The organism is Streptomyces sp. NBC_01478 (assembly GCF_036227225.1).
In the GTDB taxonomy this organism is placed as follows: domain Bacteria; phylum Actinomycetota; class Actinomycetes; order Streptomycetales; family Streptomycetaceae; genus Streptomyces.
Genome location: NZ_CP109444.1, coordinates 9,813,025 through 9,836,241, shown reverse-complemented (window position 1 = coordinate 9,836,241; position 23,217 = coordinate 9,813,025). Strand labels below are relative to the sequence as shown.

General features: G+C 71.4%; 22 protein-coding genes. 11 read left to right on the top strand and 11 right to left on the bottom strand.

The features are described from left to right. Positions 1 to 130 precede the first annotated feature (130 nt). The 3 genes from OG223_RS43965 (at position 131) to OG223_RS43955 (ending at position 3,695) form a co-directional block, all read left to right on the top strand. Complete coding sequence (locus OG223_RS43965) at positions 131 to 1,507, top strand: MFS transporter (protein ID WP_329261723.1); 1,377 nt, start codon at positions 131 to 133, stop codon at positions 1,505 to 1,507. Beyond that, on the top strand, positions 1,428 to 2,582 hold the full coding sequence (locus tag OG223_RS43960) for an anhydro-N-acetylmuramic acid kinase (protein WP_329261721.1): 1,155 nt from the start codon (positions 1,428 to 1,430) through the stop codon (positions 2,580 to 2,582). Before OG223_RS43965 ends, OG223_RS43960 begins: the two co-directional genes overlap by 80 nt. A gap of 93 nt (positions 2,583 to 2,675) precedes the next feature. Beyond that, entirely contained in the window at positions 2,676 to 3,695 is a 1,020-nt protein-coding gene (locus tag OG223_RS43955; RefSeq protein ID WP_329261718.1) for a DUF2510 domain-containing protein, read from the top strand. A 147-nt stretch (positions 3,696 to 3,842) separates the two neighbouring features. Here OG223_RS43955 and OG223_RS43950 read toward each other — a convergent pair whose 3' ends face one another. Beyond that, positions 3,843 to 4,457 (bottom strand): TetR/AcrR family transcriptional regulator, encoded by a 615-nt coding sequence (locus OG223_RS43950; protein WP_329261715.1) that lies wholly within the window; start codon positions 4,455 to 4,457, stop codon positions 3,843 to 3,845. A 224-nt stretch (positions 4,458 to 4,681) separates the two neighbouring features. On the opposite strand from OG223_RS43950, the gene OG223_RS43945 reads away from it, so the two are divergent. Both OG223_RS43945 and OG223_RS43940 read left to right on the top strand, forming a co-directional pair. Further along, positions 4,682 to 5,479, top strand: coding sequence for a phosphatase PAP2 family protein (locus OG223_RS43945; RefSeq protein ID WP_329261712.1), 798 nt, complete (start codon positions 4,682 to 4,684; stop codon positions 5,477 to 5,479). Then, complete coding sequence (locus OG223_RS43940) at positions 5,476 to 6,441, top strand: hypothetical protein (protein WP_329261709.1); 966 nt, start codon at positions 5,476 to 5,478, stop codon at positions 6,439 to 6,441. The genes OG223_RS43945 and OG223_RS43940 overlap by 4 nt, the downstream gene beginning before the upstream one ends. A gap of 6 nt (positions 6,442 to 6,447) precedes the next feature. On the opposite strand, the gene OG223_RS43935 is transcribed toward OG223_RS43940, so the two are convergent. The 6 genes from OG223_RS43935 to OG223_RS43910 all read right to left on the bottom strand — a co-directional run bounded on the left by OG223_RS43935 (position 6,448) and on the right by OG223_RS43910 (position 13,462). After that, positions 6,448 to 7,278: a phospholipid scramblase-related protein gene (locus OG223_RS43935; protein ID WP_329261706.1), complete on the bottom strand. Its 831-nt coding sequence runs from the start codon at positions 7,276 to 7,278 to the stop codon at positions 6,448 to 6,450. A gap of 52 nt (positions 7,279 to 7,330) precedes the next feature. Continuing rightward, positions 7,331 to 9,385, bottom strand: a complete 2,055-nt coding sequence (locus OG223_RS43930) for a phosphocholine-specific phospholipase C (RefSeq protein ID WP_329261703.1) — start codon at positions 9,383 to 9,385, stop codon at positions 7,331 to 7,333. A 144-nt stretch (positions 9,386 to 9,529) separates the two neighbouring features. Further along, entirely contained in the window at positions 9,530 to 10,768 is a 1,239-nt protein-coding gene (locus tag OG223_RS43925; protein WP_329261700.1) for an ABC transporter permease, read from the bottom strand. Beyond that, positions 10,765 to 11,526: an ABC transporter ATP-binding protein gene (locus OG223_RS43920; RefSeq protein ID WP_329265798.1), complete on the bottom strand. Its 762-nt coding sequence runs from the start codon at positions 11,524 to 11,526 to the stop codon at positions 10,765 to 10,767. The genes OG223_RS43925 and OG223_RS43920 overlap by 4 nt, the downstream gene beginning before the upstream one ends. 35 nt (positions 11,527 to 11,561) lie before the next feature. After that, positions 11,562 to 12,884, bottom strand: coding sequence for a hypothetical protein (locus OG223_RS43915; protein WP_329261697.1), 1,323 nt, complete (start codon positions 12,882 to 12,884; stop codon positions 11,562 to 11,564). Further along, on the bottom strand, positions 12,881 to 13,462 hold the full coding sequence (locus OG223_RS43910; protein ID WP_329261694.1) for a hypothetical protein: 582 nt from the start codon (positions 13,460 to 13,462) through the stop codon (positions 12,881 to 12,883). Before OG223_RS43910 ends, OG223_RS43915 begins: the two co-directional genes overlap by 4 nt. 91 nt (positions 13,463 to 13,553) lie before the next feature. Here OG223_RS43910 and OG223_RS43905 point away from each other — a divergent pair, with 91 nt between their 5' ends. Next, positions 13,554 to 14,255: a response regulator transcription factor gene (locus OG223_RS43905; RefSeq protein ID WP_329261691.1), complete on the top strand. Its 702-nt coding sequence runs from the start codon at positions 13,554 to 13,556 to the stop codon at positions 14,253 to 14,255. A gap of 7 nt (positions 14,256 to 14,262) precedes the next feature. Next, positions 14,263 to 16,050, top strand: coding sequence for a sensor histidine kinase (locus OG223_RS43900; RefSeq protein WP_329265796.1), 1,788 nt, complete (start codon positions 14,263 to 14,265; stop codon positions 16,048 to 16,050). A gap of 1 nt (position 16,051) precedes the next feature. On the opposite strand, the gene OG223_RS43895 is transcribed toward OG223_RS43900, so the two are convergent. The 3 genes from OG223_RS43895 to OG223_RS43885 all read right to left on the bottom strand — a co-directional run bounded on the left by OG223_RS43895 (position 16,052) and on the right by OG223_RS43885 (position 19,041). Continuing rightward, positions 16,052 to 17,110, bottom strand: a complete 1,059-nt coding sequence (locus OG223_RS43895) for an NAD(+)/NADH kinase (RefSeq protein WP_329261687.1) — start codon at positions 17,108 to 17,110, stop codon at positions 16,052 to 16,054. Positions 17,111 to 17,131: 21 nt separating this feature from the next. Next, positions 17,132 to 18,061, bottom strand: coding sequence for an NADP-dependent oxidoreductase (locus OG223_RS43890; RefSeq protein ID WP_329261684.1), 930 nt, complete (start codon positions 18,059 to 18,061; stop codon positions 17,132 to 17,134). Between the two features lie 131 nt (positions 18,062 to 18,192). After that, the gene (locus tag OG223_RS43885; protein WP_329261681.1) at positions 18,193 to 19,041 is read right to left on the bottom strand and encodes a helix-turn-helix transcriptional regulator; all 849 of its coding nucleotides are present in this window, start codon (positions 19,039 to 19,041) and stop codon (positions 18,193 to 18,195) included. Positions 19,042 to 19,246: 205 nt separating this feature from the next. On the opposite strand from OG223_RS43885, the gene OG223_RS43880 reads away from it, so the two are divergent. Continuing rightward, positions 19,247 to 20,125 (top strand): helix-turn-helix transcriptional regulator, encoded by an 879-nt coding sequence (locus OG223_RS43880; protein WP_329261679.1) that lies wholly within the window; start codon positions 19,247 to 19,249, stop codon positions 20,123 to 20,125. 45 nt (positions 20,126 to 20,170) lie between these two features. Here the strand turns inward: OG223_RS43880 and OG223_RS43875 are convergent, their stop codons facing one another. Beyond that, positions 20,171 to 20,635 (bottom strand): MarR family winged helix-turn-helix transcriptional regulator, encoded by a 465-nt coding sequence (locus OG223_RS43875; protein ID WP_329261677.1) that lies wholly within the window; start codon positions 20,633 to 20,635, stop codon positions 20,171 to 20,173. Positions 20,636 to 20,808: 173 nt separating this feature from the next. Here OG223_RS43875 and OG223_RS43870 point away from each other — a divergent pair, with 173 nt between their 5' ends. From OG223_RS43870 to OG223_RS43860, 3 genes are all read left to right on the top strand, one after another. Then, a complete protein-coding gene (locus OG223_RS43870) occupies positions 20,809 to 21,648 on the top strand; it encodes an SDR family NAD(P)-dependent oxidoreductase (RefSeq protein ID WP_329261674.1) in 840 nt (279 codons plus the stop codon). Positions 21,649 to 21,716: 68 nt separating this feature from the next. Then, positions 21,717 to 22,499, top strand: coding sequence for an SDR family oxidoreductase (locus OG223_RS43865; RefSeq protein ID WP_329261671.1), 783 nt, complete (start codon positions 21,717 to 21,719; stop codon positions 22,497 to 22,499). 95 nt (positions 22,500 to 22,594) lie between these two features. Then, positions 22,595 to 23,146: a dinucleotide-binding protein gene (locus OG223_RS43860; RefSeq protein ID WP_329261669.1), complete on the top strand. Its 552-nt coding sequence runs from the start codon at positions 22,595 to 22,597 to the stop codon at positions 23,144 to 23,146. The last annotated feature ends 71 nt before the right edge of the window (positions 23,147 to 23,217 follow it).

Sequence of the window (23,217 nt, the reverse complement as noted above, 5' to 3'; positions counted from 1 at the left end):
ACGTACAGCCCTTGAGCGTAGCCGTCCGGATGCCGAAGTGGAGGCCGGTCCGGGGAGCTGTTGCCGCATCGGGTGACGGCGGTCTTTCCGCAGGACTCACGCAGGTGACGAACGGTCAAGAGGCGCTGAAATGAAGGTGTTTTCCGATCAATCCCGACCCGTCTCGAACAGGCCTGCGATACGGGCGCTGATCGCCGGGTCGGTGGGCAATTTCATCGAGTGGTACGAGTTCGGGGTCTACGGCTCCTTCTCGACGGTGATCGCGGCGGAGTTCTTCACCCCGGAGGGCACCGGCGCGGCCGAGGGGCTGGTGCGGACGTACGCCTCGTTCGCGCTGGCGTTCTTCTTCCGGCCGGTCGGCGCCGCCCTGTTCGGCCGGCTCGGGGACCGGGTGGGGCGGCGCCCGGTGCTGATCCTGGTGATCGCGTTGATGACCGGCGCGACGACGTTGATCGGTGTGCTGCCGACCTATGCGACGGCCGGCGTCCTCGCGCCCTGGCTGCTCACGTTTCTGAGGGTCGTTCAGGGACTGTCCGCGGGTGGGGAGTTCGGCGGCGCGGTGGCGCTGCTGACGGAGTTCGCGCCGCCGGGACGGCGCGGGCTGTACGGAGCGTGGCAGTCGTTCACCGTGGCGCTGGGCCTGTTGGGCGGGGCGGGGGTGGCGGCGCTGCTCGCGACCGTGCTCGACGCCGGCCAACTGGCGCACTGGGGCTGGCGGTTGGCGTTCGTGCTGACGCTGCCGATGGGGCTGGTCGCGCTGTGGCTCCGGCTGCGACTGGAGGAGACACCGTCGTTCCGGAGCGGGACGGTGAGCGGGGCGGTACGGGAGGTGCCGCCCGCGCGGGAGGTGCGGGCGGCGATCGCGCTGGGCGTCGGGCGGGTGATGGGGTGGTCGGCGGCGGGCTACACCTTCCTGGTGGTGCTGCCGTCGTATCTGCAGAGCACACTCGACGCGAGCTTCCAACAGGCTTTGCTGGCCACGGTGTTGGCCAACACCGGCTTCGCGGTCACCATCCTTCCGGCGGGGCTGCTGAGCGACCGGGTGGGACGCCGGCCGGTGATGCTGACGGGAGCGGTGCTGGTGGTGGCCCTGTCCGTGCCGCTGCTCAACCTCCTTCAGGACAACGGGACTTCGAACGCGGTGAAGGGGGCGTGGGTGTGCGGGGCGGGTGCCGTGGTGGGGCTCATGGCGGGGCCGGGCCCGGCGATGCTCTCGGAGATGTTCCCGACGAGCGTCCGTCACACCGGTCTGGGACTCGCCTACGCCCTGTCCAATGCCGTGTTCTCGGGGTGTGCCGGGCTCATCATCACCGAGAGCGTCGAGCGGACCGGGAACATGGACGTTCCGGCGTACTACGCGGCGGCGGCCTGCGCGGTGAGCGCGCTCGCGCTCGTCAAGAACCGAAGAGGAAAGGTGAGTTGGTCGGATGCGGGTGATCGGGCTGATGTCGGGGACGTCGTACGACGCGATCGACGCGGCGGCGGCCGGGCTGAGCCTCGTCGGTGACAGTGTCGTACTGGAGCCGCTCGGGATGGTGAGCGCGCCGTACGACGAGGAGCTGCGGGAGGCGCTCGCGGCGGCGCTGCCGCCGGCCGCCACCACGCTGGCCGAGGTGTGCCGGCTGGACACCCTCATCGGGCAGGCCTTCGCCGCGGCGGCCGTCCGGGCGAACGGTGAACTGTGCGACGGGCGGGCCGAGTTGGTGGCCTCGCACGGGCAGACGGTCTACCACTGGGTGGCGGACGGCGCGGTGCACGGCACGCTGCAACTGGGGCAGCCGGCCTGGATCGCGGAGGCGACCGGGCTGCCGGTGGTCGCCGACTTCCGGCCGCGCGACATCGCCGCCGGGGGCCAGGGCGCGCCGCTCGTCAGCCTGGTCGACCTGCTGTGGCTGCGCGGCCGTCCGGGCACGCCGGTCGCGCTCAACCTCGGCGGGATCGCCAACCTCACCGCCCCCGACGGCACGGCCTTCGACACCGGGCCGGCGTGCGCGCTGATCGACGCGGCGGCGCGGGGCTTCAGCGGCGGGCGGCTCGGCTACGACGCGGAAGGCGCCCTCGCGGCCCGCGGAACCGTCCACGAGCCGCTGCTGGAACGGCTGTTGGGCGAGCCGTACTACGCGCTGCCCGCCCCGAAGACGACCGGCAAGGAACTGTTCCACCTCGGCTACCTCCGGGACGCGCTGGCCGGCCTGGGCACCCTCCCCGCCGAGGACGTCATCGCGACCCTCACCCTGCTCACGGCCCGCACGGTGGCGAACGCGGTCCGGCCGCTGGCCCCGACGGAGGTCGTCGTCTCGGGCGGCGGCACCCGCAACCCGGTCCTGATGACCCTGCTCGCCGCCGAACTCCCGGGCGTCCCCCTCCGCACCTCCGACGAACTCGGCCTCCCGTCCCCCGCGAAGGAGGCCTACGCCTTCGCCGTCCTCGGCTTCCTCACAGTTCACGGCCTCCCGGGCACGGTCCCGGCCAGCACCGGCGCCCGCCGTCCGAGCGTGCTCGGGTCGGTGACACCGGGGCGACGCGGGCCGGGGTTGCCACCGGCCGCCGAGCACGGTCCCGTACGGCTGATTCTGGGCTGAGGGGCAGCGCGGGAGCCCGTCACGGACGGGGTCGCGCCGATTCGGGCCGGATCCTCTCATCCCTCTTTCACCGACGCCTCATACGGTAGGGGCATGACGCAGGTGACTCCCCCCGGGTGGTACCCCGATCCCGGGCAGACGAATGACGGTCCCGCCGCCGAGCGCTGGTGGGACGGCAAGGCATGGACGGACCGGACCCGGCCCGCGGGGTCGGGGGCCGAGTGGGGTCCCCCGACGGAGCCGCCGTACGGCGGGGCGTATCCGGCGTATCCCGCCGTGCCCCCGGCCGCGCCGCGCCGCAATCTGCGCACGGGCATAGCCGTGGCGGTGGCCGTGGCGGTGCTCACGGCGATCGGTGTCGGCGCGTACGCGCTCTCCGGCGACGGCAGTGGGAACGGCACCCAGGCCGGCAACCAGCAGGCGCCGAACGGACAGGGCGGCGTCGGCGGCCAGGGCGGTCCCGAGGGGCAGGGCGGCACGGGCGGTTCCGGTGGGACGGGCGGCCAGACCGATCCCTTCGGCGGGTCCGGCGGCGCGGGCGGTGCGACGCCGGCTCCCAGCGAGTCGGCGCAGCCGAAGGTCGCGGCCGGCGGCGCCGTGACCGACTCCCTCGACGGCATCAGCCTTCCCGTGCCGTCCGACTGGTACGGCCAGGTCATCCAGATCGGCGCGCAGGTCACGTCGAACACGTCGTACAAGTGCCCCGGCAACACCTCCCAGACCTGCACCAACGGCGGCGCGTACTCCGCGCCCGCGGTCGTGCTGGGCACGAAGGGCACCACGGCCGAGGCGGTCGCGAAGGCGGACATCGCCGCCAACGCGAAGGAGTCCTACGGCGGTACGTCGTACGGCAGCATCACCTCGCACGAGGTGCTGGCCTCCAAGGCCGTGACCGTGGCCGGGCAGAAGGGTTACCTGGTCCGCTGGAAGGCGGTCACCAGCAAGGGCGCCGACGGCTATGTCGAGTCGCTCGCGTTCCCCTCGCCCGCGAGCAGCGGCCAGATCGTCGTGGTCCGCTTCGGTGTCGACGTCGGCCAGAAGCAGTCCGTCATCGACGAGATCACCACGGGCATCAAGGTGTCCACGGGCGGCGGCGACGGCCAGAAGATCTGAACCCGCCCCGCACACCGGTCGGCCGGGTGGGGCGCCTCTCCGCTCAAGAGGAACCCCACCCGGCCGGGGGGTGCGCGCCGCCCCCGTCCCCACGGTGCGGCGCGATCAGGTCACCGTCCGGTCATCCCATGGACGGCGGCCTGGTTCTCAGGTGAGACCGAGTGCGGGCAGCACCGCGGCCTCCACGAATCTGACGAGGTAGTCGGGGTCGGCGTAGCAGCCCTCCAGGACGGGACGCGCCCGCAGGACGCCGAAGATCTGCGCGGGGACGTACGGCAGGGCCGGATGGTCGGCCGGGATCTCGCCGCGTTCCACGCCGCGGCGCAGGATGTCCTCCAGCGCGGCGATCTCGGGATGGACCAGCGCCTCACGCACCGCCTGGGCGAGTTCGCTGTCCTGGATGACGGCGTGACCGAGCGCCGAGACCAGCTTGGTGTCCTTCGCCGACCAGGCGCCCGCCGCCCGCGCGGCCTGGCGCAGGTCCTCCGCGAGGGATCCCGTGTCGATGCCGGTGAAGTGCACCCGGCGGTTGGCACGCAGCGCGGCGGCGACGAACTGGGGCTTGGTCCCCCACTGCCGGTACAGCGTGGACTTGCTGCACCGCGTACTGCTGGCGACGCCCTCCATGCTGACGGAGTCGTAGCCGCATTCTCTGATCTGTTCGAGCACGGCGTCGAAGAACTCCCGCTCACGCTCGGGCGTGATCTTGGAGCGGCGCGAGGCGGCGACCGTGTCCGGTCCGTCCTCAGCCTGCGACGTCATGGCTCTTCTCCTCGCTCGGCCCGCGGACTCGAGGTCCGCTCTCCCGTGTGTCTCGTTTCGCTATCGATACGCCAGTGTACCGGTACTCCGGCGTATCGGTACCCGCGCGTATCGGTACACTGGCGTATCGGAACGAACTCGTACCGATGAGTTCGGTCCGCCGGAAGGGTCACAAGCCCTGCCAGCACCACCACACGCACCACCGTCAGCGAAGGGGCCGGGGGATGAATGCCCGCACCGAGCCTGCAGAGCCGGGGACCAGCGCGATAGCGCGGCCCCCGCTCGTCCGTGAGCTCCTGCTCGTCGCAGGACTCTTCCTCGTCTACAAGTTCGGCCGCCAACTGGCGACGGGCCATACCGGTGAGGCCCTGCACAACGCCCGCCACGTATGGGACCTGGAACGGACCCTGCATCTCCCCGGCGAGGGCTCGGTGCAGTCGGTGCTGCTGCACAGCGACACCCTCGTGCACATCGCGAACACCTTCTACGCGACCGTCCATTTCCCGGCCACCGTGGCCTTCCTGGTCTGGCTGTACCTGCGGCGCCCCGCGCACTACGTCTGGGCCCGCCGGGTCCTGGCGACGGTCACCTCGGCCGCCCTCGTGCTGCCCTTCGTGTTCCCGCTCGCGCCCCCGCGCATGCTGGCCGCGACGGGTCTGGTCGACACCGCCAAGGTCTACGGCCCCTCGGTCTACGGCCCGCCGACCAGCGACCACCTCTCGAACCAGTTCGCGGCGATGCCCTCGCTGCACTTCGGCTGGGCGCTGATGGTGGCGATCGGTCTGATCGTCGCGACCCGCTCGCGCCGGCGCTGGCTGTGGCTGCTGCATCCGCTGGTCACCCTGATGGTGATCGTGGGGACGGCGAACCACTACTGGCTCGACGCGATCGTCGCCGCCGCCATGCTCGGTGTCGCCCTCGCGCTGATCCACCCGCCGCACCGCACGGCGAGCACGGCAGGACGCGGCCAGCCGGAGCTCGCCCCCGAGAAGCAGCCGGTCCTCGTCGGAGCGGGCCGATGAACGCCACGCTCGTCGCCGTCGTCCTCTCCCTCTTCTCGGCCGTCGCCTACGCGGCCGCCGCCGTCGCGCAGGAACGGCTGGCGTCCCGCAACTCCGACGCGGGCATGCTGCGGCTGCTCGCCACCGGGTCCTGGTGGGGGACGGTCGTCCTGAACGCGGCGGCCGCGCTGCTGCACGTCGTCGCCCTCAAGTACGGTCCGCTGACCGTCGTCCAGCCGCTGGGCGCGCTCACCCTCGTCGCCGCGGTGCCGATGGGCGCGCGGGTGGCAGGACGGCGGGTCAGCACGGTCGAGTGGCGAGGCACCGCGCTCACACTGCTCGGCCTGTCGGCCCTGCTGGTCACGGCGTCCGGCCCCCAGCCCGACCAAGTCCTCACCGTTCCCCAGGCGTTGGCGGTCGCGGGCGCGACGTCCGCACTGATCGGACTGCTGGCACGACGGGGCGCGAAGCCCGGTCTACGGCATGCTTCGGCGTCCGGTGTCGCCTCGGGTGTCGCCTCCGCGCTCACGCAGACCGTGACGGTCGCGGCGACGGACCGTTCGGGCCCGCTGCTGAGCATGCAGGTGGTCGGAGTCGCCCTGCTGGTCGCGCTGTTCGCGGCGGGCGGGCTGCTGCTCTCGCAGACCGCCTACCGGGGCGGCCTCGGCGCCCCGCTCGCGGTGGTGACCCTGGCGAACCCGGTGGCCGCCGCCGCGATCGGCCTCGCGCTGCTGGGCGAACGCCTCCAGGGCGGCGCGGCCGGGATACTCCTCGCGCTGACGGGGGCCGGCATCGCGTCGTGGGGCGTGGTGCTGCTGACCCGGGTGGTCCCCGCGGTGCCGCTGCCGCACGAGTACGGCGACCACGATCATCCCGTGGCCGCCGTGCTGGCGCTGGAGCCCGAATCGGCCTCCCCGGAACCGGCGTTGATGCCCCGGCAGCCGAACCGACGGTCCGAGCCGGGGCATCTCACCGCGCTGTGACCGGGGTCAGCCGAGACCCCGCGAGTCCTGCTTGAGGGCGGTGTCGACGGTCAGCGCCGTCGCCACCACCAGGCTCAGCAGCGGCTCGGGCAGTTGGTAGTGGATCTGCAGGACGTAGTTGTCCGCGGTGGTGAACATCGTCTTGGCGAGGCCTTCCCAGGTCTTGGTGATCCGGGCGACCTCGTTGTCCGCGTGGTCGACGATCGCGAAGTTCCACGCCCGCCAGTTCTCCGCCTTGATCGCGCCGATCTGTCGGCCGTCCGCGAACATCCCGAAGTTGATCTTCCCGATCATGTTCTGCTGGACGATCTCGCCCACCGGCGAGCCGTCCGGACGGGACACGATCACCTTGGACTTCATGATCTTCGCCGGCCGGGTCAGCACCAACTGCGGCTGTCCGTAGGCGTCCCGGATCTCCAGCCGGTGGGTCATGAACTGGTCGAGGCTGGAGACGAAGCGCAGCGCCTTCTTCAGCGTGCTCTGGCCTATCTCGCTGACCGAGCCGATCAGATTGCCGTTCTGGTCCATGACCTTGTACTCGTTGGTCAGCTCGATCAGCTTGGCCTTCTGGTTCACCACCAGGACCGGCTCGCTGAACAGGCTGCCGCCGCCGGGGCCGCCGCCCGCGACCCCGGCCTGCTGCTGCACCTGCTGCTTCACCTGGCGCTGGGCCCGCGGATCCGGCCCCGCCTGCTGCTGCGGCACGGCCTGCGGCTGCGCCTGCTGGTCCGCGTTGGTGTGCTCGGTCCACTTCGCGCCGTCCCAGTACCGGAGGGTCTGGGGCGCTCCGTGCGGATCCGGGTACCAGCCTGCAGGTGTGTTCGAATGCGTGGTCACCGGGGCACATTACCGCGAGTGCCCCGGAAAACAACCGGCTTCACGAAGCCCCTCAGACGGTGACGATCGCCGGGTCACTGACCCCCGGACGGCCGTTCTCGACATGTCCGGCGAATCGCCGCAGGAAGCCCGCGTCGCCGTCCGAGGTGACCGTCAGGTCGTACCACCGCTTGCTCGCGCCGAGGTCGAAGGTGTGCCGCACGGTGGCGCCCGCCCGCACCTTGAAGGTCTGGCTGCGGCCGCCGTAGCCGTTGGCGACCTTCAACTGCGCTGTCCCGGAGCCCTTGTTGGTGAAGGTCAGCTCGATGTCGTCGCCGCAGGTGCGGGCGGCGACCTCGGGTCCCGCGGTCTTGCCGGGGCCCTTGAAGACGCGCAGGAAGCCGTTCGGGCCGTGCACGGTGAGGTCGTACGAGCCGTTCGAGTACGCCGAGTTCCAGGCGTCCGAGACGGACTTGCCGGCCTCGGTGGTGTAACTCCAGGGCCCGTCCGTGCGGTTGGCCGACGTGACCAGGAAGGTGGCGCCGGCCTTGGTGCCGGAGGCGAAGGTCAGCGTGAACTTTCCGGCCGCCGCATCCGCCGAACCGTCCACCGTGGCCGCGTACTTGAGCGGCCGGGCCGGGCGCAGTCCGCGCTCCTGCTTGGGCAGCGCCGGGTTCGCGGGCGGGGTCGGGACGTAGTCCGGGTGGCGGTTCTTGTCCGGCGGCCGGTAGCCGTCGGTGTCCGGCAGCGGGACCTTCTTGACGTCCTTGTGGGAGAAGTCGAAGGCCGTGGTCAGGTCGCCGCAGATCGCGCGCCGCCAGGGCGAGATGTTGGGCTCGTGGACACCGAAGCGGGTCTCCATGAACCGGATGACCGAGGTGTGGTCGAAGGTCTCCGAGCAGACGTAACCGCCCTTGCTCCAGGGCGAGACGACGATCATCGGCACCCGCTGGCCGAGGCCGTAGGGGCCGGCCGGGTGACTGGCGTCGCCCTTGAAGAGGTCGGGGCCGACGTCGACGGTCGACTTGCCCTGCGCGGCCGAGCCCGGCGCGAACGGCGGCACCAGGTGGTCGAAGAAGCCGTCGTTCTCGTCGTACGTGATGAACAGGGCCGTCTTCGCCCAGACCTCGGGGTCGGAGGTCAGCGCGTCCAGGACCTGGGCGACGTACCAAGCGCCGTAGTTCGCGGGCCAGTTGGGGTGCTCGGTGAAGGCCTCGGGGGCGACGATCCAGGAGATCTTCGGCAGGTTGCCGCCCTTGACGTCGGCCTTCAACCGGTCGAAGAAGCCCTCGCCCTTGGTGGCGTCGGTGCCGGTGCGGGCCTTGTCGTAGAGCGGGTCGCCGGGCTGGGCGTTCTGGAACTGCTTGAAGTACAGGAGCGAGTTGTCGCCGTAGTTGCCGCGGTACGCGTCCTGGATCCAGCCCCAACTGCCGTTCGCGTCGAGGCCGTCACCGACGTCCTGGTAGATCTTCCAGGAGACGCCCGCCTTTTCGAGACGCTCGGGGTACGTCGTCCAGTTGTAGCCGGCCTCGTCGTTGCCGAGGACCGGGCCGCCGCCGGTGCCGTCGTTGCCGGTGTAACCCGTCCACAGGTAGTAGCGGTTGGGGTCGGTGGAGCCGATGAACGAGCAGTGGTAGGCGTCGCAGATGGTGAAGGAGTCGGCGAGCGCGTAGTGGAACGGGATGTCCTCACGCGTCAGGTACGCCATCGTCGTGGAGCCCTTGGACGGCACCCACTTGTCGTACTTGCCGCCGTCGAACGCGGCGTGCCCGTCGTTCCAGCCGTGCGGGAGGTCCTGGATGAACTGGAGGCCCAGGTCGTCGGCCTCGGGGCGGAACGGGAGGATGTCCTTCGTTCCGTCCGACTGGTACCAGACCGGTTTCCCGTCCTGCCGGGTCACGACCGGGTGGGGGTCGCCGAAGCCCCGGACGCCTCTGAGCGAGCCGAAGTAGTGGTCGAAGGACCGGTTCTCCTGCATCAGCACGACGATGTGCTCGACGTCCTCGATGCTCCCCGAGCGGTGGTTCGCGGGGAGCGCGGCGGCCCGCTCGATGCTGTTCGACAGGGCCGTGAACGCCGTGGTGGCACCCGCGAGTTGGAGAAAGCGACGCCGATTGACTTCGGACATGGGTGAGGCACCTCTCATCCTGACGCGCGGCCGGCCGGAACATGGCGAAATGCGCGCGGTGCGAGTGTTCCAAGAGCAACAAACGTCAGGGAAGGGTCCGGTGGCGCCCATGTGAAACTCGTCCGTACGTGCGGGGGCGGACCGTCACCCGGTCGCCAGGGCCTCCGTCGGGGTGAGGCGGGAGGCCCTGATGGAGGGGTAGACACCGGCGGCCATGCCGATCAGGACGGCGCCGCCGAATCCGCCGGCCACCGCGGGCAGCGGGATCACCGGCGGCCAGCCCTGGTAGCCGGCGTAGCCCACGGTCGCCAGGACGCCGAGGAGGGTGCCGGCCAGGCCGCCGAGGCAGGAGAGGGCCACGGACTCGGTGAGGAACTGGCCGCGGATCTGGCCCCTGTTGGCGCCCAGGGCACGCCGTAGACCGATCTCCTTACGGCGTTCGAGCACCGAGATGACCATGGTGTTGGCCACGCCGATCCCGCCCACCAGCAGGGCCACCCCGGCGAGGCCGAGGAAGAGCGCGGAGAAGGTCGTCTCGGTGGCGCGCTTGGCGGCGAGGGCGTCGGAGGGGCGGCTGACCTGCACCATGCCGGGGAGTTCGGGGTAGACCGTCGGCGCGAGGACGTTGCGGACGGCGTCGATGCCGTCCTCCCTGGCCTTGACGTAGATGACGGTGGGATGGCCGGTGAAGCCCAGTTGAGTGCGTGCCGCGTCCCAGCCGACCAGCACCGAGCGGTCGATGTCGGGCGAGAGCGGGGTCCGCGCGAGGACACCGATGACCGTGAACCAGCGCTGCTTGATGTAGATCTGCGGGGCGGGCTGCCCCGGGACGATCCGCGCGACGCCCATGCGGGTGGCGGCCACCGAGCCGAGGACGGCCGTGGGGAACCGCTCGGTGCCCGCACTGAGGAAACGCCCGGACCGGACCTCGGCGTTGATCGCCTTCAGCAGGTCGGTCCGGCTCGCCAGCACGGTCAGGCCCGCGTAGTCGTCGGCGTCGACACGGTCGTTGCGGAACACCTCGGCGTGGGTGTTGGCGACCGCGCTGGCCGTCGTCACCGGACCGATCCGGCGGACCATGTCCACGGACCGCGGCGGGAGTTCGACGGGCGGGGTCTGGTTGGGGACCGGCACGACCTGGAGCATGTTGGTGCCCAGCGCGGAGAGTTGGTCCATCAGTGCCTTCTGGCTGGACGCCGGGATCCCGGTGACCACGATCATCGTGGCGATGCCGATGGAGATGCCCAGCGCGGACAGTGCGGCGCGCATCTTGCGGGTGTGGATGCCGAGCAGGCCCAGCCGCAGGATGTCCAGCGGGGCCAGACGTACGGGCTTGGTGTCGGCGACGGCCTGTACGGCGGGCCGGTCGGGTGCGGTGGTCATGGCCGGTGTTCCCCATGGATGTCGGTGAAGGTGTCCCTGCGCGGGGCGAGGGTCTTGTCGGCCAGGTCGGCGGCGAGTTCGCCCGCGTCGATGGCCAGGGTGTCCTCGCCGAAGCCGCCGCCGCGGACGTCGGCGACCAGCCGGCCGTCGAGGATCTCCACCCGGCGGGGCAGGCGCAGGGCGATGTCGCGGTCGTGGGTGATGACGGCGATGGTGGTGCCCTCGTCGTTCAGGGTGGTCAACAGCTCCAGTACGGCACGGCCGTTGGCGGTGTCCAGCGCGCCGGTGGGCTCGTCGGCGAGGACCAGGGCCGGGCGGTTGACCAGCGCGCGGGCGATGGCCACGCGCTGGCGTTCGCCGCCGGAGAGCTGGTGGGGCAGATGCCCGGCGCGCCGCGCGAGACCGACCCGGGCCAGTGCCTCGCGGGCCAGCGGGCCGCGTCGCCGGCGCGGAACTCCGGCGTAGAGCAGGCCTGTTGCGACGTTCTCGGCGGCGGTCAGTCCGTCGGTGAGGTGGAACTGCTGGAACACGAAGCCGAGTCGGCGTCCGCGCAGCGCGGAGAGCCGTCGGTCGGAGAGGGTGGCGACGTCGTGGCCGTCGATCTCCACGGTGCCGGTGGTCGGGCGGTCCAGGGTGCCCATGATGTTCAGGAGGGTCGACTTGCCGGAGCCCGACGGGCCGACGATGGCGAGGAGTTCGCCCTGCTCGATGGCCAGCGAGACGCCGTCGAGGGCGGTGACCCCGCCGGGGTAGGCCATGCCCGCGTCGATCACGGCCAGGACCGGTCGGCTCGTCACGAGGTGGTCACCACCTTCGTCCCGGCCGTGAGGCCGGTGCCGGTGACCTCCACCAGCCCCTTGGCGAACATCCCGGTCCGTACCGCGATCAGCCGGCCGCCGGGCAACTGGACGGCGTACCCGCCCTCGCTCAGCGCCAGCAGCGCGCCGACCGGTACGGCGAGGACGCCCTTGCGGGTCCCCGAGGTGAAGGCCACCTGCACGGGTGCGGAGGTGAGTCTCGCGACCGCTCCGGTGTCGGGGACCTGGACGGTGACGGTGAGCCGGGCGGGGCCGCCTCCGCTGCCGGTGTCGCCCTCGGAGGTGTCGGTGGCGGTGGCGCCGACGGCCTCGATGGTGCCGGTGACGGTCGAGTTGTCCGGCAGGGTCACCGTCACGCGGTTGCCCCGCGCCATGGTGCCGACCTCGGTCGCGTCCACCGGTACGGACACCTTCTTCACGGTCGAACCGACCGTCAGCAGCGTGCCGGTGGCATCGTCGCCGCTCTGCGCCTGCACCGCGCCGACCCGCACCTCCCCCGACCGCACGACGACGTCGCCGATGCCCAGCACTCCGGTGGCGGGCATCCCGACACGGGTCTGCCAGCGCCTGATCGCGGCGATGAGATCGGCGGTGAGGACGCCGTCGCCCTCCTTCACCTCGACCGAGGACGCGGTGGGGGTCGAGGCCGGGGCCGGGCTCGCGGCGGGGGCCGCCGTGCCGGTTCCCGTCCTGCCGGACGCGTCCGCGTCGGCGCCGGCGTCGGCCTTGTCCGCGGTTCCGGTCGCGCCTCCGGTACCGGTCGCGTCGGTGGTGGCGGTCTCGGTGGCCGGGGCCGGGTGCTGCGTGACCCAGGCGCCCGCCGCCGGCTGGAGCCCGATGTCGTAGCCGAGCCGCTTGAGGTTGTCCGCGACCACCCGGACGTCGGGACCGGTCGTGCCCCGTGCGTTCAGCGTGCGGTACAAGGGTGTGGTGCCGTAGAACACCGGCACGGGGACGTTGTCCACCTTGTACAGGGTCCGGCCCCGCGAGACCCGTGCCCCCGGCGCCGGCAGCCAGGTCACCAGTCCGGGCTTCGCGCCCTTGACCGGCGCCGCCGTGCTGTAGCCCAGAGTGCCGCTCAGGGTCTGGGAGTTGGACAGGTCGATCCTGGTCACCGTCGCGGTGGCAACGCGCGCGGAGGCGGTGGCCGTCGTGTCCGGCTTCGTGTTCCCGTCCTGCCACACGGTGACGGCGAGGGCGGTCGCCGTGACGCCGGCCAGCGCCGCGGCGCCGATCTTCAGACGGCGTCTGCCGCGCCCGGGGCGGGCGTCGTCGCTGTCGTCGCCGGTCGTGGTCACTGCTTGTACGCCTTCAGCTCGCAGTCGTGGTCGAGCCTGTCCTGCTGGGCCCGGGTCAGGCCGGACTCGCCGTCGTAGTTCCAGCCGGAGCCGTCGGCCAGGCCCTTGACCTTCAGGCCTCCGTCGTTCAGGCACCTGATGTACGTGCGGAAGTCGTCCAGGTAGTGCGGGTTCCTCGCCGGGTCCAACTCCGGTGGCTGGAGCGGCTTCTTCACGAGGCAGGCCCGGTAGGCGGCGGCGTTCGCGGTGGCGCTGCCCCCGGGGAACCACTGGTTCGAACCCGGCTTGTGCCCGCCGGGGACACCGTGGTCGCGCAGGCAGTCGAGATAGACCCCCGTCACTCGTGCCAGCTCCTCCGGCGAGGTGTCCAGCCGCAACTGCGGACGACCCGAGTCGTCGTCGGCGCTCGGCGTCGCCGACCCTCCCTTCGCTGCCGGGCTGGAGACCGAGGCGACGCCGTGGTCGTCGGACGCGGTGCCCCCGCCCCCTCCGCCACAGGCCACGAGGAGGCACAGTGCCGCCGCCGCGCCCGCGCCGGCGAGGGCGGCGGAGCGCCTGCGATCAGTGGGTTTCGACATGGCGGCACCGTGGCCGGAGGATATGAAGATCCTGTCAGGCCACCGTCAGACTCCTGTCTGATGTCGCGACGGCGACCTTAGGGTGAGCCGCGTGAACGCATATGTCCTGGTGGCCGAGGACGACGTCAAACAGGCCGAGGTGATCCGCCGCTACCTGGACCGCGAGGGCCACTCCTGTCTGCTCGTCCACGACGGGCGCGCGGCCATCGACGAGGTGCGGCGCCGGCCGCCGGATCTGCTCGTCCTCGACGTCATGATGCCCCTGGTCGACGGGCTGGACGTGTGCCGGGTGCTGCGCCGGGAGTGCGAGGTGCCCGTGCTGATGCTGACCGCGCGCAGCACCGAGGAGGATCTCCTGCTCGGCCTCGATCTGGGCGCCGACGACTACATGACGAAGCCGTACAGCCCACGGGAGTTGATGGCCCGCATCCGCACCCTGCTGCGGCGGACCCGGGCCACGACGGCGGCGCCGGACGATCCGGTGCTGCGGATCGGCGCGCTCGCCATCGACCCGGTCCGCCGTACCGTCGAGCTCGACGGAGGCCAAGTGGTGTGCACGCCCGGGGAGTTCGAGATCCTCGCGGCGATGGCAGCCGAACCGGAACGGGTCTTCACCCGCCGCCAACTGCTCGCCCTGACCCGGGGGTTCGACCGCTACATCACCGAGCGCACGATCGATGTCCATGTCCTCAACCTGCGCAAGAAGATAGAGGCCGTCCCCCGGCGGCCGGCCTATCTGCAGACCGTGTACGGCGTCGGCTACAAGCTCGTGGACGGCACCCGTGCGCGGTGACACGGAGATGGGCGGCGAGGGGCGGCCCAGAATCCGGCTGCGGGCCAAAGTGCCCCTGCACAGAAGCCTGTTGGTCCGGCTGCTGGCCACCTCCGTGATGATCGCCGTCTGTTCGGTCGCCGCCACCGCCTGGCTGGCCGCGCGCACCACCAGCAGCGCCATCCAGCAGGAGCAGGGCCAACTCCTGTCGTCAGACACCGAGATCTACGGCACGCTGGTCGGCTACGCCGCCGTCCACCCGGACTGGACCGGCGTCGCCCCGACGCTGCGCCGCCTCGCCGAGCGCACCGGACGGCAGATCACCCTGACCACCCAGAGCCGCCGTACCATCGCCGCGTCGTCCGCCACCAGCGCCGCGCTCCCCACCAGGGCGTCGGCGGTCGTCGACCCGCTGCGCACCGACCCGGCCCTGTTGTCCGGCGGCGCGACGGACCGGATCGACCCCCGTGCCGTCGGCCCGTACCGGCTGACCGCGGCCGAGCGGAAGACCCTGCGCGTGTGGGCGGACAAGATCTTCTCCTGCCTGCGTGCCACGACCGGTGCCGCCACCCTCACCGAGGAGCCGAGCGGTCGCCCGTCCGTCAAGCTCCCGGACAGCGTCCTGGACGGGTCCTTCGTGGATCAGGGATGCGGCCTCGACCAGCTCGCCACACCCGTCCCGACCGAGATCAAGCCGCTCAGCCGGCTCAACACCATGGTCAACGACTGCCTGGAGCTCCGGAAGCAGCCCGGTGTGAAGGTCGGCATCGACTTCGTCATCCGGATGAGAGGCAACGCCCAACCCGCCCAGACCTGCCTCGACACCGCCCGCCGCGACCAGCTCTCCCCCTATGTGGCACCGGCCGCGCTGCTGTACGTCACCACCCCGACCGGTGCGGCCACCACCGGTTTCCACTTCACCTCCGCCAACACCACCCGCATCGCCGGCGTCGCCGGGCTGGTGCTGCTGGTCACCGTGGCCGTCACCGTCGTCGTCGGCACCCGGCTCGTCAGACCCCTGCGCGCGCTGGCCGACGCCGCCCGGCGCCCGGTGGAGGAACACCAGCGGGTGCCGGTCACCACCAACGACGAGATCGGCTACCTCGCCGCCGCCTTCAACGACCTCTCCCAGCGCCGCGAACGCGTGGAGGGCCAGCGCAAGGCGATGGTCAGCGATGTCGCCCACGAACTGCGCACTCCGCTGAGCACCATCCGCGGCTGGCTCGAAGCCGTGCAGGACGGCATCGCCGCCTCCGACCAGGCGCTCGTGGACTCCCTGCTCGAAGAGGCGCTGCTGCTCCAGCACATCGTCGACGACCTCCAGGACCTCGCGGAGGCCGACGCGGGCCAGTTGCGCATCCACCCCGAACCCCTCCTGGTACGCGACCTCCTCGACCACGTCGCCACCGCCCACCTCGGCCGCGCCGAGACCGCGGGCGTCACCCTCACCACCCGCACCGACGGCGACCCCGAACTGTCCGGCGATCCGGTACGGCTGCGGCAGGTCGTCGGCAACCTGGTCTCCAACGCGCTACGGCACACCCCGCCCGCAGGCACCGTCACCCTCCGCGCCCACCAGGCCGCGGACCACGTCACGATCGAGGTCGCCGACACCGGGACCGGCATCCCCGCCGAGGATCTGCCCCGGGTCTTCGACCGTTTCTGGCGCGCGGAGAAGTCGCGCAGCCGGCGTACCGGCGGCAGCGGTCTGGGCCTCGCCATCGTGCGCCGGCTGACCGAGGCGCACGGCGGCACGGTGACGGTGACCAGCACGGTCGGCGCGGGCACGGTCTTCACCGTCCGCCTTCCTTCGTGACCTACTCGGCGGGCGGCGGCAGGCGCATCCCCGCGAGGTCCGCCGGGACCGGGGTGTCCGGGCGGAAGAACGGTTCCGAGGGTCCGTCCTGGGCATTCGCGGGGGCGTCCGTGAGCCGGAACCGGTCGCGCAGCCGGCCGTAGAAATCCGTCGGGCGCAGCCGGACGAGGCGGACGCGCTGCGGGGCGCGGAAGACGCCGATCCAGTCGCCGGGGTCCAGGACGCCGCGGAGCTGGCCGTCGACGGTGACGATGGCCTGGCCGGAGTGGGGCAGGACGCGCAGGCCGACGGGTTCGTCGGGGGCGGCGATCACGCTGCGGTTGAACGTCATGTGCGGGGCGATCGGGGTGAAGACGACGGCGTCCATGTGCGGCGAGAGGACGGGTCCGCCGGCGGCGAAGCTGTAGGCCGTGGAGCCGGTGGGGGTGGCGACGGCGAGCGCGTCGGCGGAGTAGGTCGCCAGCAGTCGTCCGGCGAGGTAGACGCCGACGCCGACCTGCCGGTCGCGGGCGAGTTTCTCCAGGACGACGTCGTTGAGCGCGATGACGTCCAGCGCGCACCCCCAGCCGCCCCCTTCCGTGGTCTCCGGCCGGACCTGCGGCGGCGGCAGGGCGGGACCGCGGCCGTAGCGCAGCAGGGCCTCCATCTCCTCGGGGATGTCCAGCGGGCGGGAGGCGCGCATGGTCAGCGTCATGCGCTCCTCGACGATGGCCCGTCCCTCGTGCACGGCGTCGAGGGCGTCGGCGATGTCGCAGGCCGGGACCTCGGTGAGGAAGCCGACCTTGCCGAGGTCGACGCCGAGGACGTCGGCTCCGCTCTTGACGGCGATGCGGGCGCCGCGCAGGAAGGTGCCGTCGCCGCCGAGGGTGACGACGAGGTCGGGGTTGCCCGCGGCCTCGGCCTCCTCGCGTCCGGTACGGCGGTGGTGGTCCTTGCCCCACACGTCGATCTCCGTGCAGCGGACACCGTGCGCCTCGCTCCAGGCGTGCACGGCGGTCGCCGCGTCCCGGGCGGTCTCCCGTCCCAGGTGGACGACGAGGCCGATACGACGTACGGGCATGGAGTCCTCCGTGGCGTGCGGTCAGGAGTGAGGGGTGCGGAGTTCGGCGGCGAGTGCGGGGCGTTCGTCGGGCGGGACCAGGCTGAGCACGATCTTCCCGCGCGTGTGCCGCCGCTGCACCTGCCGGTAGGCCTCCTGGACCTGTTCCAGCGGGTACACCTCGCCGACGGGGACGGTGAGCAGCCACTTGGAGACCAGTTCGGCCAGTTCCGCGACCAGTTGAGGGGTGAAGACGTCCTCCTGGGCCCGACTGCGGACGCCGTGGCGGGCGACGCCCAGCTCGATGGCGATGTCGACGTTGCCCTGGCCGAAGGTGTCGATGAACGCGTCGATCCCGTCGGGCGCCGCGGCCTTCAGCCGGTCGGCGAGGCCGGGGCCGTGGGCGACGGGGACGACACCGAGCGAGCGCAGGAAGCCGGCGTTGTGCGGTCCCGCGGTGCCGATGACCCGCGCGCCCCGCAGCCGGGCGAGTTGCACGGCGAGGGAGCCGACCCCGCCGGCCGCGCCGGACACCACGACGGTGTCCCCTGACCCGATCGCCACGGCGTCCACGGCGGCCCGGGCCGTCACCCCGACCGCGGACAGCGGCGCGGCGGCTTCCCAACCGATGTCGGCGGGCTTGGGGGCGAGGACGTCGGCGGGCGAGACGACGTAGTCGGCCTGCGCCCTTCGGGGCAGGTAGCCGATGACCTCGTCGCCGACGGCGAAGTCGGCCACGCCGTCGCCGAGTTCGGCGACCAGGCCGGCGAAGTCGTTGCCCTGTCCTTCGGGGAACACGGCCGGCCACATGTCCGCGAAGACGCCCTGCCGGATGCCTGCCTCGCCGGGATTGACCCCGGCGACGACGACCCGGACGAGGACTTCCCCGGGGCCCGCCTTCGGTCGCGGCACCTCGACGACCTCCAGCACCTCCGGGCCGCCGTAGCGCGAGAACTTCACTGCTCGGGGCATGGTCGGGTCTCCTGATGTCGGTGGCCCACGAAGGCGCTTCGGTGGTGGAACAGGCGCGGGGCGTGACACGCACTCCCCCACTGCTTCACGGGCGCGCCGTCCGTGGCGGCAGCCGCTGCTGTCGACGTGTCCTACGTGTTCGCGATCGCCCGGGCCTTCTTCGGCTCGGCGGCCGTCGCCCGCAGCGTCTCGAAGGCGGCGGCGGTGGGACCGGCCGGTTCGGCCTGGTAGACGACGAGTTGCTGGTGCGGGGCGCCGTTGACGGTGAACGCGGCGAAGGCGATGTGCAGGTCGCCGACGTCCGGGTGCTTGAGGTGTTTGTCTTCCTGGGACTTGCTTTTGACCTCGTGCAGCCGCCAGAGTCCGGCGAACTCCTCGCTCTGCGCGGAGAGTTCCTCGACCACCTCGGCGATACGGGCCGCGTCGGGATCGTGGCCGTAGGCGGCCCGGAGTTCGGCGACACAGGAATGCGCGGCCCGCTCCCATTCCTGGTAGAACTCGCGCCCGGCCGGGTCGACGAACACATTGCGGGCGAGGTTGTCGAACGCGTCGAATCCGCTGTGCAGCGCCGTGGCAAGGGAGTTGCCCGCGAGGATGTCGAGCGCCGGGCCGAGCACGAACGCCGGGGTGTGCTCCCAGCCGTCCATCAACTGCAGCAACTGCGGGCTCACTTCGGCCTCGCCCCCGTCGTGCGGACGCTGCGAGGGCGTCAGGCAGAGGCGGTTGAGATGGTCGGCGGACTCCGCGTCCAGCTTCAGCGCCTGCGCCACGGCCTCCAGGACCTGTGGGGAGGGGCTGTTCTCGCGTCCCTGCTCAAGCCTGATGTAGTAGTCGGAGCTGACTCCGGCGAGCAGCGCGACCTCCTCCCTGCGCAGTCCCGGCACCCGGCGTCGGCCGTACTCCGGCAGACCGACGTCCTGGGGCTTCAGGGCCTCGCGGCGGGCCCGGAGGAAATCTCCCAAAGGGGTCCCCTTGCTCATGCGGCAAGACTAGATGCTTTTCGATCGATGAGAAGGGCCGCTCGTGCACGAACGCACCAGGTTCCCCACGCTTCACACAGAGTGAATCGCCGCCCGCGCATCCCCGGCGCCTCCCGGCGCGACACCCGAGGAGCCGTGATCCTGGGTGCAACGCACCCACCGTCGGCAGAGCTTCTCCCCGCGTTCTCCGCCTAGCCTCGACGGTATGCACGACGACACGCGTCCCGGCCCGGTGGAAGGGCTGGGTCAGTTCCTCCGCTCCCGCCGGGCACGCGTCAGCCCCGCCGATGTGGGCCTGGCCGGCTCCGGCCGGCGGCGGGTGCCCGGGCTGCGCCGCGACGAGGTCGCGGCCCTCGCCGGGGTCAGCCCGGGCTACTACAGCAGACTTGAGCAGGGCCGTGAACTCAGCCCCTCGGTACGGGTGTTGGAGGCCATGGCCCGGGTGCTGCGGCTGGCGGAGGAGGACCGGCTGGAGCTGTTCCTGCTGGCGCGGCCCACGGCCCGGCGTACGAAGTCGCCCGCCCGCGTCGAGCGGGTGCGCCCGCATCTGCGGCAACTGATCGAGAACTGGACCAGGACCCCGGCCTTCATCGTCGGCCACGCCCAGGACCTGCTGGCCGCCAACGCCCTGGCCGACGCCCTCTACCGCGACTTCGCCCAGCACGACAACGTGCTGCGCATGCTCTTCCTGGACCCGGCGGCGAAGACGTTCTACCGGAGCCCCGAGCGGGCGAAGGACCGCGCGGTCGCCGATCTCCAGCAGACCGCGGCGAGCACCCCGGAGGATCCCCGCATCCTGGAACTCGTCGGCGAACTGTCCGTGCGCAGCGCCGAGTTCCGCTCACTGTGGGCCCGCGCGTACACCCGGGTCCCGCCCTACGAGGTCAAGCGGATGCGTCATTCCGTGGTCGGTGACCTGGAGCTGCGGCACGAGGCCCTCACCATTCGCAGCGCGCCCGGACAGCAGCTCGTCATTCTGCAGGCGGAGCCGGGCTCACCCTCGGCGGACGCTCTGGCGCTGCTGGGTTCGCTCTGCGCGCCCGAGGTGCCTCAACAGCAGAATCCGGCGCGGGGCGCCCAGTAAAAGCCCGCCCGAGAAAAACCCGCCGGACAACTGGGATCACCGGAATCATCGGGAATCACGCTCGACCGCGCCCAGTATTCGGTCCAGGAAATCGCCGAAAAGGTGTACCTCATCCTCCGTGAGCGGGTCGAAGAAAAGCCGCCGTACGTTGTCCACATGCGTGGGTGCGGCGGACTCGATCGCCTCCCGGCCCTTTTCCGTGAGCCGCACCATGGAGCCGCGGGCGTCGTCGGCGCAGGCCTCGCGCGTGACGAGCCCGCGCTTCTCCATGCGGCTGATCTGATGGGACAGCCGGCTGCGCTCCCAGTCGACCTCGGCGCCGAGCTCCCGCGCCCGCAGCACTCCGCCGGCGGATTCCGACAGGGGCGCGAGAAGCGCGTAGTCGGCCGCCGAGAGTCCGGAATCCCGCTGCAACTGCTGGTCCTGGGCCCGTTGCAGCTCGCGGCGCAGCCTCCGGTACTTCGCCCAGACGTCGGCCTGGTCGGGGGTGAGCCATCGGGGTTCGGACATGGCCTCACCGTACCAGCTTGTTGACATGTCACCGACTTTACCGGTCACCGCCCGTTCCTGGGTGTGGGACTCCCAGGAAAACCGCTGCCTTCACAGCTCCGTCGCACAGGGACAGACTCGTTCTCGTCAACAAGAAATCCCCCCAGGGGGAAACGACGAAAGAGGTTCTCTCCATGGCTACGTGGTTTGCCACCGGCGCCTCCCGCGGAATCGGCGCGGAAATCGCCCGGGCCGCGCTGGCGGACGGTAACAATGTCGTGGTCGCCGTACGGAATCCGGAGCGGGTGCCCGACGACCTGAAGAAGTCCGAGAACGTGTTCGCGGTCGCCCTGGACGTCACGGACGACGACAGCATTCCGCGGGCGGTCGAGGCCGCGGTGGAGCGGTTCGGCGGTATCGACGTCCTGGTGAACAACGCCGGCCGCGGGCTGCTCGGCGCACTGGAGGAGATCACCGACGCGGAGGCCCGGTCGCTGTTCGACCTGAACGTCTTCGGCCTGATCAACGTCACCCGGGCCGTGCTGCCCGTCATGCGCCGGCAGGGCTCGGGCAAGCTCGTGCACATCGGTTCCCGCTCGGGCTTCGAGGGTGAGCCCGGTGTCAGCCTGTACTCCGCGTCGAAGTTCGCGGTCGCCGGCATCAGCGAGGCGCTCTCCGCCGAGCTGGCGCCGTTCGGCATCCAGTCGATGGTGGTCGAACCGGGCGTCTTCCGCACCGACTTCCTCGACTCCAGCTCGCTCTCGGTCGCCGCGAACCGTATCGCCGACTACGACGACACCCCCGCGCACGTGACGCTCGACTGGATCGACCGGGCCAACCACGCGCAGCTCGGCGACCCCGTCCTGGGCGCCGCGCTCGTCGTCGAGGTCACCGGCACCGAGCAACTGCCCACGCACCTCTACCTCGGCCGCGACACGCTGGAGCGGCTGGAGGTCAAGTACCGGCAGGTGCAGGACGACCTGGCCCCGTGGCGCGAGAAGTCCGCGGCCACCGCGCACGACGACGTCGCCTGACCGCCGCCTGACACATCGTCAAACTCCCTTCCCCGGAGTCTTTTCCACCCGGAGATCGAGGACTCGTGATGTCTGCTTCCGCTCCGCTCACCGGAACCCCGCTGTCCGGCCGGGTCGCCGTCGTCTCCGGCGCGTCCAGCGGCATGGGTGCCGTCACCGCCGAACGGCTCGCCGAACTCGGCGCCACCGTCGTCGTGTTGGCCCGCCGCAAGGAGCGGCTGGACGGCGTGGTCAAGAACATCGAGGCCGCCGGCGGCACCGCGCTCGCCCTGGCCGTCGACGTCACGGACCGTGCCGCCGTCCGGGCCGCCGCCGATCAGGTCGCCGAGCACTTCGGCAAGGCCGACCTGGTGTTCAACAACGCCGGTGTCCAACTCGTCTCCGGTATCGAGGAGTTGAAGGTCGACGACTGGCAGCGCCAGATCGACCTCAACATCAGCGGGCTGATGAACGTGATCGCCGCGCTCTTCCCCCACCTGACGGAGTCCGCCGCCGCGGGCAGGCCGGCCGACCTGATCAACACCTCGTCGATCGCGGCCACCCGCATCCTGGCGAAGTTCTCGATCTACTCGGGCACCAAGGCGTACATCAGCCACCTCACCCGGCTGCTGCGGGTCGAGCTCGGCCCGAAGATGGTCCGCGCGGCCACCATCGAGCCCGGCATGGTCGACACCGAACTCCCCGACCACGTCACGGATGTCGACGCGTCCAAACTGATGGCCGACCTCATCAACGACATCGACGTCCTCCAGAGCGCCGACATCGCCGAGACCGTCGCCTTCATGGCCGCCGTACCGCGCCACGTCAACCTCACCGAGATCACCATCCTGCCGACCGCGCAGGCCATCTGAGATCCGCCCCGCCCCGACGGCATTGGTTGACACGACAACATCCCTGGTGTTCTGTTGACACGTCAATGAAACTCCAGGCAGCCCGGAGGGCCGACATGAACATCACGGTGATCGGACGAGGACACGTCGGCGGCGGCCTGGCCCGCCTGTGGGAGAAGGCCGGGCACGAGGTCAGGACGCTGGGCCGGGACGGCGGTGACGCCTCGGACGCCGATGTGGTGGTCGTGGCCGTCCCCGGCGACCGGATCGCCGAGGCGCTCCAGGGCATCACCGGCCTCAACGGCCAGGTCACCATCGACGCGACCAACCTCTACTCGGCACGCGACGACGCCTTCCCCTCCCTCGCCCACCAGGTCAAGTCGATCGTCGGCGGCCCGACCGCGAAGTCGTTCAACACGGTCTTCGCCGCCGCGTACGACCAGATCGGCACCCAGCGGGTGCCCCCGAGCAACCTCTACGCCGCCGAGCCGGCCGCGAAGGGCCTCACCGCTCAGCTCATCAGCGACGCCGGTTTCGACCCGCTCTACGTCGGCGACCTCGACCCGGGCGCCCGCCTCCTGGAGGACAGCTCGGGCCTGACCCGCGCGCTGGCGGGCCAGATCGGCGGCCCGTTCTTCTACCGTTACGGGCGGCCCGGGGAGCTGTAGGCGAGGGACGAGTCGGTAGCCGTAGACGCGGCTCGGACAGTGGCCGTAGGCACGGAGCGGGTCGGTGGCCG